This is a genomic window from Collinsella aerofaciens (genome assembly GCF_039758965.1).
In the GTDB taxonomy this organism is placed as follows: domain Bacteria; phylum Actinomycetota; class Coriobacteriia; order Coriobacteriales; family Coriobacteriaceae; genus Collinsella; species Collinsella aerofaciens_BR.
This window is the reverse complement of the sequence record NZ_JBDMSL010000003.1, coordinates 1-12,786: the sequence shown is the minus strand read 5'-3', so window position 1 is coordinate 12,786 and position 12,786 is coordinate 1. Positions and strand designations below refer to the sequence as shown.

General features: G+C 59.9%; 12 protein-coding genes and 2 tRNA genes. 12 read left to right on the top strand and 2 right to left on the bottom strand.

From position 1 onward, the window contains the following. Window positions 1–288 precede the first annotated feature (288 nt). Together ABHU32_RS01400 and asnB are read right to left on the bottom strand one after the other, a co-directional pair. A tRNA-Val gene (locus tag ABHU32_RS01400) sits at window positions 289–364 on the bottom strand. 57 nt (window positions 365–421) lie between these two features. After that, the gene (gene asnB / locus ABHU32_RS01395; protein WP_118081041.1) at window positions 422–2,290 is read right to left on the bottom strand and encodes an asparagine synthase (glutamine-hydrolyzing); all 1,869 of its coding nucleotides are present in this window, start codon (window positions 2,288–2,290) and stop codon (window positions 422–424) included. Between the two features lie 432 nt (window positions 2,291–2,722). On the opposite strand from asnB, the gene ABHU32_RS01390 reads away from it, so the two are divergent. The 12 genes from ABHU32_RS01390 to lysS all read left to right on the top strand — a co-directional run bounded on the left by ABHU32_RS01390 (window position 2,723) and on the right by lysS (window position 12,563). Continuing rightward, the gene (locus tag ABHU32_RS01390; protein WP_346978583.1) at window positions 2,723–4,207 is read left to right on the top strand and encodes a Mur ligase family protein; all 1,485 of its coding nucleotides are present in this window, start codon (window positions 2,723–2,725) and stop codon (window positions 4,205–4,207) included. A 30-nt stretch (window positions 4,208–4,237) separates the two neighbouring features. Further along, the gene (locus tag ABHU32_RS01385) at window positions 4,238–5,149 is read left to right on the top strand and encodes an HAD family hydrolase (RefSeq protein ID WP_250786730.1); all 912 of its coding nucleotides are present in this window, start codon (window positions 4,238–4,240) and stop codon (window positions 5,147–5,149) included. A 51-nt stretch (window positions 5,150–5,200) separates the two neighbouring features. Then, window positions 5,201–6,085 carry a glutamate racemase gene (gene murI / locus ABHU32_RS01380; RefSeq protein WP_138113159.1) on the top strand — a complete coding sequence of 295 codons (885 nt, stop codon included), beginning with the start codon at window positions 5,201–5,203 and terminating at the stop codon, window positions 6,083–6,085. Between the two features lie 53 nt (window positions 6,086–6,138). Continuing rightward, the gene (gene rph, locus ABHU32_RS01375; RefSeq protein ID WP_329738362.1) at window positions 6,139–6,864 is read left to right on the top strand and encodes a ribonuclease PH; all 726 of its coding nucleotides are present in this window, start codon (window positions 6,139–6,141) and stop codon (window positions 6,862–6,864) included. A 146-nt stretch (window positions 6,865–7,010) separates the two neighbouring features. After that, complete coding sequence (rdgB, locus tag ABHU32_RS01370) at window positions 7,011–7,652, top strand: RdgB/HAM1 family non-canonical purine NTP pyrophosphatase (protein WP_195624930.1); 642 nt, start codon at window positions 7,011–7,013, stop codon at window positions 7,650–7,652. 3 nt (window positions 7,653–7,655) lie between these two features. Then, window positions 7,656–8,102 (top strand): D-aminoacyl-tRNA deacylase, encoded by a 447-nt coding sequence (gene dtd / locus ABHU32_RS01365; RefSeq protein WP_195624929.1) that lies wholly within the window; start codon window positions 7,656–7,658, stop codon window positions 8,100–8,102. Window positions 8,103–8,232: 130 nt separating this feature from the next. Further along, window positions 8,233–8,529: a Veg family protein gene (locus ABHU32_RS01360; RefSeq protein WP_117799674.1), complete on the top strand. Its 297-nt coding sequence runs from the start codon at window positions 8,233–8,235 to the stop codon at window positions 8,527–8,529. A gap of 2 nt (window positions 8,530–8,531) precedes the next feature. Next, window positions 8,532–9,428 carry a 4-(cytidine 5'-diphospho)-2-C-methyl-D-erythritol kinase gene (gene ispE, locus ABHU32_RS01355; protein WP_324252945.1) on the top strand — a complete coding sequence of 299 codons (897 nt, stop codon included), beginning with the start codon at window positions 8,532–8,534 and terminating at the stop codon, window positions 9,426–9,428. 49 nt (window positions 9,429–9,477) lie between these two features. Continuing rightward, window positions 9,478–9,554: transfer RNA gene (locus ABHU32_RS01350), tRNA-Pro, on the top strand. Window positions 9,555–9,666: 112 nt separating this feature from the next. Then, window positions 9,667–9,942 carry a twin-arginine translocase TatA/TatE family subunit gene (gene tatA, locus ABHU32_RS01345; protein ID WP_195624928.1) on the top strand — a complete coding sequence of 92 codons (276 nt, stop codon included), beginning with the start codon at window positions 9,667–9,669 and terminating at the stop codon, window positions 9,940–9,942. 106 nt (window positions 9,943–10,048) lie between these two features. After that, window positions 10,049–10,519 (top strand): transcription elongation factor GreA, encoded by a 471-nt coding sequence (gene greA / locus ABHU32_RS01340; protein WP_006234960.1) that lies wholly within the window; start codon window positions 10,049–10,051, stop codon window positions 10,517–10,519. 79 nt (window positions 10,520–10,598) lie between these two features. Continuing rightward, complete coding sequence (lysS, locus tag ABHU32_RS01335) at window positions 10,599–12,563, top strand: lysine--tRNA ligase (protein ID WP_346978581.1); 1,965 nt, start codon at window positions 10,599–10,601, stop codon at window positions 12,561–12,563. The last annotated feature ends 223 nt before the right edge of the window (window positions 12,564–12,786 follow it).

The window sequence follows — 12,786 nt, the reverse complement described above, 5'->3', positions numbered from 1 at the left end:
AAACGCTTCGCGTTTCCTCAGCTCCGCACTCTTGCGGGTTCGAATCCCATGCACCGGCCCAAAAAAGAAAGGCCTCCATCGCTGGAGGCCTAACAATTCAATGGCGGGCGATGAGGGATGTCCGCGTGCGGCTGGCGCCGTCCGCGCCCCGCTTCGTCGCTCCGCTCCTCGCGTGCTGCGCTGGAAAACGCTTCGCGTTTCCTCAGCTCCGCACCCTGTCGGGTTCGAATCCCTCTGCGATGGGCCCAAAAAAGAAAGGCCCCCATAGCTGGGAGCCTAACAAATCAGTGGTGGGCGATGAGGGATTCGAACCCCCAGCCTTGTGCGTGTAAAGCACCTGCGCTAACCGTTGCGCCAATCGCCCGCAGAGATTGAGTATAGCGGAAACCCTGCGTGGTTCACCGCTAATTCATAACGAAAACTAAGCGGCGACTTTAGCGCCCTTGTCCTCGTCGATAAAGAAGCGCTTGTACCAAATGAGGAACGTCAGCGTGGTATAGATCTTGCGCTGGTTGAGCGCGCGACCCTTAAAGTGATCGTCGAGCAGTTTCATGAGCGCATCGGTGTCAAAGAAATCAGCAGCCCACGGCGCGGTGAAGTATTCCTTTACGTAGTCGTAATACTTTTGCTCGCGCAGCCAGAACTTGACCGGTACGGGGAAGCCCACCTTCTTGCGCGTTGCCCACTCGTCGGGCAGCGTGCGGTTGGCAGCGTGACGCAGAACGAGCTTGCAGCCTTCTTCGTTAACACGGTAGTTGGCGGGAATGTGCTCGGCAAACTCCATGACCTTCTTGTCCAGGAACGGAACGCGGAGCTCCAGAGAATGCGCCATGCACATCTTGTCGGCCTTGAGCAGAATGTCACCCGGCAGCCACATGTTCATATCCAGATACTGTTTCTTGGAAAGCTCGCAGCAGTCGGGAACCTGCTTGTAGTACTCGGCGCACATCTCGGCGGCGTTCTTGCCGGTGTTATAAGCGGGCTTGAGCACCTCGTCGACTTCGGAGGGATCGAACACCTTTGCCTGACCCACATACCAGCGCTCGGGAACCTCGGCGCATTTCGTCAGGAAGTTGTGTCCCTTAAAGTAGGGGAGATGCTGAACGAGTGAGCCCAGGGCGTGACGTACGCCGAGCGGCACGCGTTTCTTAAAGGTACGCATCTCGGGGGTGTCCTCGTACCACTCATAGCCGGCAAACAGCTCGTCGGCACCCTCGCCCGAAAGGACGACGGTGACCTCCTTGGAAGCCATCTGCGCCAGATAGTACAGCGGCACGCTGGACAGGTTCGATTGCGGCTCGTCCATGTGGTACTGGATATCGGGCAGTGCATCAAAGAACTCGTCGGCGGTAATCATCTTGCGCACGTTCTTGATGCCCAGCTTGTCGGAAAGCTCGGCGGCGTAGTTGGTCTCGTTGAAGTTCTTGTAATCGAAGCCGACAGAATACGTGGTGTCGGGCATGAGACAGGCGGCAATGTAGCTGGAGTCCACACCGCCAGAAAGGAACGAGCCCACCTTAACATCGGCGATTCGGTGCGCAGCGACGCTTTCGTGCACGACCTTGTCGCACTCGTCCACGTACTCCTCGAAGGTCTTGGAGTTGTCGTCGGTGAAGTCACAGCTCCAGTAACGCTTGATGTCCATGGTGTTGGTCGTCAGGTCATACGTAAAGCAATGCGCCGGGGCAAGCTTGAACACGCCCTTAAAGAAGGTCTCCTCCGTGGCGGGGAATTGCAGCGTCAGGTAGGGGCGCAGCGCGTCGTGGTTGACAGCCTTCTCAAACTTGGGATGGTCCAGGAAGCTCTTGATCTCGGAGCCAAACAGCAGCGAGCCATCGGATGCCTGGTAGTAATAGAACGGCTTGATACCAAAGATGTCACGAGCACCAAAGAGTTTGTTCTTGTTCTGGTCGTGAATCACGAACGCGTACATGCCGCGCAGACGGTTGACCAGGTCCTCGCCCCACTCCTCGTAACCGTGTACCAGGACTTCGGTATCAGCGTTGCAGTGGAAGGCGTAGCCGGCCGCCTCCAGCTCGGCGCGAAGCTCCTGGAAGTTGTAGATCTCTCCGTTGAAGACAATCGTGACCTTGCCGTCGTCGCTCGACATGGGCTGGGCTCCAGCTTCGGAAAGATCGAGAATCGAAAGACGACGGAAGCCAAGGGCAACGTTGTCGACGATATGCTGGCCGCCCATATCGGGACCACGGTGGATGATGCGATTCATCATGGCCGTGAGAACCAGCTCACTCTGTTCATCTGTACCGGTAAAACCGACAAAACCGCACATGCAAGATCCTTTCTGCTGACGGCTCAGGTGTACTGCCGCAAGGATTGTGGCAGCTGATGTCAAATAATCTTTACTATCATGCCAATCTTTTGTTTCGTGATAGGGCATAAGCGCCGAGCGAACCGAAAAAACCACGTCCCGATCTTCAGACGAAGCGGCGGGCCGTGGTTGCGAACGCTATGTTAAAGAACAGCACCCAGATTTCCTTGTTTTTACACGGGGTGAACACCGTTGCCATTTATTAGACCACGGCACAGTCCATGCAATTTTTTAGAAGGCTGTGATGCGCGTAAGGTCAGGTGGCATATTAGGATGGTTGATAATACAGAATGTTTCATCGTTTCTGCCGCGGGACGTCTTCTGCCCTTTAAGGCTGAATTTAGCGAGAGAGGTCTTTGTATGTCGAGTCCGACACAAGAGAAGCTAACTCTGATGCGCTATATAGAGTTGCTCGAGGAAGATGACCTTGTTGTTTCCAGACCGAGCGCTTCGTGCGACCAGCGCATTGAGTTTGCGACTGATGACTCGCGCCAGGTGCGTCCGGGCACGTTGTTTGTCTGCAAGGGCCGTGCGTTTAAGCGCGAGTACCTGCTTTCGGCAATCGCCGATGGCGCCGTGGCCTACGTTTCCGAGGTCGATTACGATGTTGATCTTCCCGCGGTGATTGTGAGCGATATTCGTCGCACGCTCGCCGTGGTGGCAGATGCCTTTTATGGGCACCCGTCGGGTAAGGTGAAGGTCTGCGCCTTTACAGGCACCAAGGGCAAGTCGACCTGCAGCTTTTATCTGCGCGGCATCCTCGCCAACGAGGCCAAGCTTACGGGCTGTCATCGACCCGCTCTTAATACGGGCATTGAGTTCGACGACGGCATCGAGACGGGCCCTTCCAAGCTGACGACCCCCGAATCCTTCCTGCTGCAGTCTCGCATCGCGCATGCTGCGGAGGCGGGTGCCCCGTGGCTGGTTATGGAGGCATCGAGTCAGGGCCTCAAATACGAGCGTACGGGCAAGATTGACTTTGAAGTCGGCGCCTTTACCAATATCGGCGAGGATCACATTTCGCCGATTGAGCATCCGACGCTCGAGGATTACTTTGCCAGCAAGCTCAAAATCTTCTTGCAGAGCCGTTTTGCCGTGGTCAATCTCGATATGGATAAGGTCGATCGCGTGCTCGAGGCGGCATCTCGTTGCGAACGTACGGTGACGTTCTCCCTGACCGACGAGCGTGCCGACGTGCTTGCGCTGGCGATTCGCAATGGCGACTGCGGCGTGGTGGCAACGGTGCGCACGCCCCGTTTTACGCGTGACATTGTGATTCCCACGCCGGTTAAGTTCAATGTGTCCAACGCGCTTGCCGCTATTGCCTGCGCCGAGGCCCTGGGCATTTCCGAAGAGGGTATCGTCCATGGCTTTGAGGGCGTCTTCGTTCCCGGTCGTATGGAGCTCTATCCGTCCGTATCGGGCAAAATCCTGGGCATCGTCGATTTTGCACATAACGGCATGAGCCTCGAGACACTCCTGCGCGACTTGCGCGAGAACTATCCCGAGCGCGAGCTGGCGGTTGTATTTGGCGCTACGGGCGGTAAGGGTGTCGATCGACGCACCACGATGGGCATCGCCGCTGGCAAGTATGCCGACCGAATCGTGATTACCGAGGATGACCCCGGCCCCGAGGATGTCGAGGACATCTGCGCCGAGATCGCGCGCAACGTTCAAGCGCAGGGAAATGATAACTGGCAAATCGTGACTGATCGCGTTGCCGCTATCGAGACTGCCGTGCGCGAAACTGTCCGTCCTGCCGTGGTCATCGTGACCGGTAAGGGCGAGGAAGAGTGTATGCTGCGCAAGAACGGACCCGAGCCTTGTGAGCGCGACGGTTCGATTCTCAAGCGCACCCTTGCGGCGTACGACGCCTAGACCAGCCCCTTCTATGTAAACGGAGTGACCATGTCCCACAACATCCTGCCGACCGTTGCCGAGCTTTCGGGCGAGATGCGCGAGCGCCTTGCCAAGGTCAAGTATGTCTTTACCGATCTGGACGCCACGATGCTCGCCCCCGGCTCGTGCGTGCTGCGCGATAACGACGGCAATCCCTCGACCAAGCTCGTCGAGGCGGTTGTCGCGCTCGCCCGTGCCGGCATCCAGGTGGTTCCCACCTCGGGTCGCAATCGCACCATGATCCATGAGGACGCCCGCGTGCTCGGCCTCAACTCCTACATCGGCGAGATGGGCGGCCTGGTCATGTACGACCTCAAGGCCAACGACTGGGAGTACCTGACGGGCGACATGCCCTACGACCCCGCCTGCGGTCTCACGCCGCACCAGGTGATCGAGCAGACCGGCGTGTGCGAGAAGATCCTTGCCCGCTGGCCGCACAAGATCGAATACCACAACGACATGTCGACCGGCTACAAGTACCGTGAGGTCACCGTCGGCATGCGCGGCGATGTGCCCGACGATGAGGTCCAGGCCATCCTGGACGAGGCCGGCTGCGGTCTGGTCTGGGCTTGCAACGGCCATCTGACTCACCTGTCCAAGCCGACGACGCTCGAGCTTAATCGCGTCGAGGACGGCCGCGCCTTCAACATCAATCCGGCGGGTCTCAACAAAGGCGTTGCCATTGCGCGCTTCTGCGAGCACCTGGGGATCGAGCGCGAGGAGACGCTTGCGCTCGGCGACTCCGAGTCCGACTTCTACATGGCCGACCATGTTGGCATGTTCTGCCTGGTCGAGAACGGTCTGACGAGCGCCGGTGCCCCGGAGTTCTTGGACGCCTGCGACAATGCCTATGTAACGCGCGGCAAGATTGTCGACGGTTGGGCGGCAACGGCCGAGCTGTTGGTCGCGGCCCGTTCGTAGCGCGACGCATCACGCATGGTCGCATTTTTCGAGAGAGAATCTGGTGAGGTAATGTCCGATATCGATAATCTGGCCGGGGACACGCGTCCGATCGGCGTGTTCGACTCGGGCCTGGGCGGCTTAACGGTCGCGCGCGCGATCGCAACGGCGCTTCCGCACGAGTCCGTCTACTATTTCGGTGACACAAAGCGCTGCCCTTATGGCACCCGCACCGAGGACGAGGTTCGCTCGTTTGCGCTGCAGGCGGGCCGCTGGTTATCGAGGCACGACGTTAAGATCATGGTCATCGCCTGTAACACGGCGACCGCCGCGGCCTTGCGTCTGGCTCAGCAAGTGCTCGACGTTCCTGTGATCGGCGTGATCGCCCCGGGCGCACGCGCCGCCATCAACAGCACGCGTACGCGTCGCGTGGGCGTGCTCGCCACCAACCTCACCATTCGCTCGGGCGCCTACACGCGCGCCATCCAGGATTTGGATGCTGGTGTCGATGTGTATGGCTGCCCGGCTTCGAGCTTTGTCGAGGTCGTCGAGCACGAGCTCGCCTCGGGCGCGCATCTGCAGGAGCAGTGGCTCGAGAACGAGGATATTTTTGATACGCCAGCCGTTCGCGCGCTGGTCGGCACCACGGTCGAGCCGCTGCACGATCGTGGCATCGATACCGTGGTACTCGGCTGCACGCATTTCCCGCTGCTGGTGGGTCCCATCCGCCATGCGCTAGGACCCGGGGTGCGCGTGGTGAGCTCCGCCGAGGAGACCACCCGCGAGCTGACCGATATCCTCACGCGCCGTGAGCAGCTGGCGGGCGATGCCGCCGAGCCACAGCATCGCTTTGCCACCACGTCTGACAACATTGCCGAGTTTGCGGTGGCGGGTAGCTTTATCTTTGGCCAGCCGCTTAAAAGCATCGAGCATGTCGATATCGACGAACTCGGTTAGGCTCGCAATGTCGCCGGAGGCTTCGCCACATCTTTTGCCGAAAGGATAGTTCCATGGAATACATGCAGGTTAACCGCGCCAACGGCCGCGCCGCCAACGAGCTGCGCCCCGTTAAGCTCACCCGCGGCGTCATGAAGCACGCCCACGGCTCGTGCCTGGCTGAGTTCGGCGACACGCGCGTACTGTGCGCCGCCACCATCGAGGAGGGTGTGCCTGGTTGGCGCAAGGGCGCCAAGGCCGGCTGGGTAACGGCGGAATATGCGATGCTACCGGCCTCGACCGGTAAACGCTGCAAGCGCGAGCATGCCAACCGCAAGGGCCGCTCCATGGAGATCGAGCGGCTTATCGGCCGCAGCCTGCGTACCGTCGTCAATATGAAGGCGCTCGGCGAGTACACCGTTACCGTCGACTGCGATGTGATCCAGGCCGATGGCGGCACGCGTACGGCGAGCATTACCGGCGCCTGGGTGGCGCTGCACGACGCCCTTGCCATGTGGGTCGAGGCGGGCAAACTCGAGCGCATCCCGCTCACGGGCCAGGTTGCCGCCATTTCCATGGGCGTCGTCGACGGCAACACCCTGCTCGACTTGGATTATTCCGAGGACAGCCACGCCGAGGTCGACATGAACCTCGTCGCCACCGACACCGGTGAGATGATCGAACTCCAGGGTACCGGCGAGCAGGCGCCCTTCGACCGCAAGCGTCTCAACGCCCTGCTCGACCTGGGCGATAAGGGTATCGCCGAGCTCATCGAGCTTCAGCGCCAAGCCCTCGCCTAACCTGCCAAAAAGGGACAGGTTTATTTTGGCAGGTTTTATCTGGGAAAACGTCGAAGTATAAGACTGCCGTTGATTGAGACGGGAGAGAGGCCGAAGTCCTCGTCGTCCTCAACTCGGCATTGCTATAGAGACAAAGGAGACCAGCTATGGCACTTGAGAAGATTGACATCGACACCCTCGACCCGGCGGCGACCATCGTCGTGGCAACCGGCAACGCCCATAAGCTCACCGAGATCGAGGCCATTTTGGGCAAGGTCATGCCCGAGGTGCGCTTTGTGGCGCTCGGTCAGCTGGGCGATTTTGAGGACCCCGAGGAAAACGGCACGACGTTTTTGGAGAACGCCATCATCAAGGCGCAGGCTGCCGTTGAGGAGACGGGCCTTATGGCCATCGCCGACGATTCTGGCTTGGTCGTCGACGCGCTGGACGGCGAGCCGGGCGTGTATAGCGCGCGCTATGCGGGCGTGCATGGCGACGATGCCGCCAACAACGCCAAGCTTCTCGTTAACCTGGAAGGCGTGGCAGACGAGGATCGTACCGCGCGCTTTATGAGCGTCGTCGCGCTTATCGATACGGACGGCCTGGTCACCTATGGCGAGGGCGCCTGCGAGGGCGTTATCGCGCACGAGGGCCGCGGCGATCACGGCTTTGGCTACGACCCGCTGTTCCTGCCGGTCGATACGCCGGGCAAGACCATGGCCGAGCTCACGACGGACGAGAAGAACGCCATCAGCCATCGTTTCCATGCGCTCGAGCATCTGTCCGCTAAGCTGACGGGCGAGGAGTAGGCCGTGCGTGCGGTGGTACAGCGCGTGCTCAACGCCGGCGTGACAGTCGACGGCGAGTGCGTGGGCCGTATTGGACGCGGCTACCTGGTGCTGCTGGGCGTGGGCCACGGCGACACACGCGCCGAAGCCGACAAGCTGTGGGGCAAGCTCCGCGGGCTGCGTATCAACGAGGATGAGAACGGCAAGACCAACTTGGCGCTGGCGGATGTCGACGGCGAGGTGCTCGTGGTGTCGCAGTTCACGCTGTTTGCCGACTGCCGCCACGGCCGCCGTCCGTCGTTTACGGACGCCGGCGCGCCCGATGTCGCTAACGAACTTTACGAGTACTTTCTGACACTCGTCGCTCAGGACGTTGAGCATGTGGCGCACGGTATCTTTGGCGCCGATATGAAGGTCGACCTGGTCAACGACGGTCCGTTCACCATCGTCCTCGACACCGATAGTCTGTAAGTAGTCAATTTGGGACCGGGCTTTTTTAGCTGCTTGCGTATGGCTGCAACAGGGTGCTATAGTATTAGAGTTTTGTCTATCTTAGGGGTATTATCCCCTTTTTGAATTGCACCCTCTGGAGGCCCTATTCATGGAAGAGATGGAAGTCAATCACGTCGACGACATCCACGAGAAGCTGACCGATATGGTGGGCGATCGCGTCAAGGTTAAGGCCAACATGGGCCGTACCCGCGTCATCGAGCGCATGGGCACCATCAAGAGCGTCCACCCCGCTGTCTTTATCGTTGAGGTTGACGAGCGTCGCGGCCGCAAATCGCGTCAGTCCTACCAGTACATCGATGTCCTTACCGGCCAGGTCGAACTGTTCGACCCCGAGAGCGGCGAACATATCTTTACCCCGCTCGGCAACCAGCTCGAGGAGCACTAACGGTGACCGATCGGTCCCTCATCCTTACCGCGCCGGCAAAGATTAACCTCTATCTGGGGGTTCATACCGAGCGCGACGCCCGCGGCTATCACAGGGTCGATTCCCTGATGGCAGCCGTCGGTCTAGCCGATGCCGTGACGGTCACGCCGGCGCAGGCGTTGACCGTCCAGACGGTTCCGGCATCCGATTTTCCCATGCAAAAAAATACGGCCTATCGGGCGGCAATCGCTATGGCCGAGCGTTACGGTCGCGATGCCAACGTGTGCGTGACGATCGAAAAGCGTATCCCGCTGTGCGCCGGCCTGGGAGGCCCCTCGACGGATGCCGCTGCGGTCATCGTTGCCTTGGCCGAGCTGTGGGGTATCGACCGTGCCGACCCCGCGCTCGATGACATCGCTCGCGGTATCGGCGCCGACGTGCCGTTCTTTTTGCACACGAGTCCCGCACTCTACGTCGGCGGGGGAGATGTGCTGGCCACTGAGTATCCTGTGCTTCCGGCGACACCTGTCGTATTGGTCAAACCGCACGAGACGAGCGTTTCAACGGTTGAAGCGTATCGACGATTTGATGAGAGCCCGGTGCCCGCGGAAAAACCCGATGCGATTGCTTCTGTCTTACGCGCCGGCGATGCCGAGGCGGCATATGCGCTCGTTCATAACAATCTGGGCGTCATATCCGCGCAGATGGAGCCGCGGATCCAGGCGGTTCTCGACTGGCTGCGCGCACAGGAGGGAACCGTTGCCGTGGACGTGTGCGGTTCGGGTGCCTGCTCGTTTGCCATTTGTGATACCGTCGCTGCAGCAGCCCATCTTGCGGGAGCTGCCCAGCAAAATGGCTGGTGGGCCTGCACGACTGAGCTTATTCCCAACACGGTTCAAATCGACGCGCCAAAGAAATAAAAATTTCTCTAGCACGCGGCGAAAATCTTTGTTACTATAGTCGAGCTAACGGGTTGTGGCTCAGTTTGGTAGAGCACTGCGTTCGGGACGCAGGGGTCGCTGGTTCAAATCCAGTCAACCCGACCAGAGCATGAGAAGGGACCGCTTCTTGCGGTCCCTTTTTTTAGCTATTGTTGTGATACCGCGGCACCCGCGGTATACTCATTCGAGCTTGTCTCGCTGTATTGTGGAGGTCTACATGTTTGGACTGAGGGCTCCTGAGCTCATCATTATTCTCATCGTTGTCTTGATCATCTTCGGGCCTAAGAACCTGCCGAAGCTCGGCAAGTCTCTCGGCTCTACCGTCAAGAATATCCGCGAGGGTATGGAGGGCGACGATAAGGGCGAAACCAAGCAGGCCGAGGACGTTGTGGTCGAGGAGTCCAAGGAGGACAAGGAGATCGCAGAGCTCGAGGCCAAGCTCGCTGCTGCCAAGAAAAAGCAGGCAGAGGACAGCGACGCGGACGCAGAGTAGTCCCATCCCTTTGGGGTGAGCACCTGACCGGCTTGCCCGCAGGCTAGCCGGTCTTTTTCGTTTTGTTGACAGTTGATCGTTACATCATAGTTGGGGAGATATCCGTATGGACGCAAGCCAGATCGTACTGACCGCTGAGGGCCGCCAGAAGCTCGTCGAGGAGCTCGCTTGGCGTGAGGGCGATTACGCCAAGGAGATCGTCGAGGACATCAAGGAAGCCCGCGCGTTCGGCGACCTTTCGGAGAACTCCGAGTACGATGCCGCCAAGGACAAGCAGGCCCAGAATGCTGCTCGCATTGCCGAGATTCAGGCCATCCTCGCCAACGCTCAGGTTGCTGCCACCACGGGCGATCTGACCGTCTCCATCGGTTCCACCGTTTCTCTGATCGATCCCAACGGTGAGGTCATGGAAGTCACACTCGTCGGTACCACCGAGACCAACTCGCTCGAGCACAAGATCTCTAACGAGTCTCCGGTCGGCCACGCCATCATCGGTCACGGCGAGGGCGACTCCGTTGAGGTCGTTACGCCTTCTGGCAAGACCCGCGTCTACACCATCGCCAAGATCGCACGCTAGACCACGGTCCCGCGTAAAGGTATGTTTTCGCTCCCTGGGACCGAATCCTGGGGAGCGTTTTAGTTTGAGGAGCTAACTTATGGCAGAGAACCAGAACGTCGCCGATCAGGCCTCGACGCTCAACGACGAGCGCGCCACGCGTCTGGCAAAGCGCGCCGCCCTGTTCGAGGCGGGCCAGAACCCCTATCCCGAGCACTCCGAGATCGAGGACTATGTCGTTGACATTGAGGCCAAATATGCCGATCTTGCCGATGGCGAGGATACTGAGGACGTCGTGAAGATCGGCGGCCGCGTGGTCGCCAAGCGCGGTCAGGGCAAGATCATGTTTATCGTCGTGCGCGACGCTACCGCCGAGATTCAGCTGTTCTGCCGTATTAACGACATGGACGAGGCGGCCTGGAGCACGCTTAAGGCCCTCGACTTGGGCGATATCCTGGGCGTGACCGGCGTGGTCGTGCGCACCAAGCGTGGCCAGCTTTCCGTCGCCCCCAAGAGCGCGACGCTGCTCTCCAAGGCCGTTCGCCCGCTGCCCGAGAAGTTCCATGGCCTCTCCGACAAGGAGACCCGCTATCGTCAGCGCTATGTCGACCTGATTGCCAACGACGATGTTCGCGAGACCTTCCGCAAGCGCTCGCAGATTCTCTCCACCTTCCGCCGCTTTATGGAGTCCGACGGCTACATGGAGGTCGAGACCCCCATTCTGCAGACTATCCAGGGTGGCGCTACGGCTAAGCCGTTCATCACGCACTTCAACGCGCTCGATCAAGAGTGCTACCTGCGCATTGCTACCGAGCTGCACCTCAAGCGCTGCATCGTCGGTGGCTTTGAGCGTGTCTTCGAGATTGGCCGCATCTTCCGCAACGAGGGTATGGACCTCACCCACAACCCCGAGTTCACCACGATGGAGGCCTATCGTGCCTTCTCCGATCTCGAGGGCATGAAGGCACTCGCCCAGGGTGTCATCAAGGCTGCCAACAAGGCCATCGGCAACCCCGAGGTCATTGAGTACCAGGGTCAGACCATCGATCTTTCCGGTGAGTGGGCAAGCCGTCCCATGACCGACATCGTCTCGGACGTGCTCGGCAAGCAGGTCACCATCGACACGCCGGTCGAGGAGCTTGCCGCCGCCGCACGCGAGAAGGGCCTGGAGATTAAGCCCGAGTGGACTGCTGGCAAGATCATCGCCGAGATTTACGATGAGCTGGGCGAGGACACCATCGTCAACCCGACCTTCGTATGCGATTACCCCATCGAGGTCAGCCCGCTTGCCAAGCGTTTTGAGGACGATCCGCGCCTGACGCACCGCTTTGAGCTGGTCATCGCCGGCCACGAGTACGCCAACGCATTCTCCGAGCTCAACGACCCGGTCGACCAGGCCGAGCGCTTTGCTGCCCAGATGGCTGAGAAGGCCGGCGGCGACGACGAGGCTATGGAGTACGACGAGGACTACGTGCGCGCCCTCGAGTACGGTATGCCTCCCGCGGGCGGCATCGGCATCGGTATCGATCGCGTGGTCATGCTGCTCACCAACCAGGCTTCCATTCGCGACGTCCTGCTGTTCCCGCACATGAAGCCCGAGAAGGGTTTCCAGTCCGGTGCCGCCGCTGCCAAGGCTGCCGAGGCCGGCAACGCCGCAAGCCCGTTCGTTAAGCCGCTCAAGCCCACGCTCGATTACTCCAAGATCGCCGTTGAGCCGCTGTTCGAGGAATTCGTCGACTTTGATACCTTCTCCAAGAGCGATTTCCGCGCTGTGAAGGTCAAGGCATGCGAGGCCGTCAAGAAGTCCAAGAAGCTGCTGAACTTTACGCTCGACGACGGCACCGGCACCGACCGCACCATCCTCTCCGGCATCCATGGCTACTATGAGCCCGAGGACCTGGTCGGCAAGACCTTGCTCGCCATCACCAATCTGCCTCCGCGCAAGATGATGGGTATTCCCAGCTGCGGTATGCTGATCAGCGCCATCCACGAGGAGGAGGGCGAGGAGCGCCTCAACCTGATTCAGCTCGACGCTTCCATCCCCGCCGGCGCAAAGATGTACTAGGGGGTTACGCGGGTTTACCAACCCGCGTAACCAGTTGACGCTGCAAGCCCGCCAGAGCGGCAATCTGCCTTTCAACTTCGGCGGCATGACCAGAAGGTCAATGCCGCCTTGTTTCAAGGCACCTTGCTCGCTCTGGCGGGTTTTCGCTCATATGACCCAATCCGCTGTCAAGAGCCACAATGGCCCCGCCGACCGCTTGCAATCGGTCGGCGGGGCCTGCCGT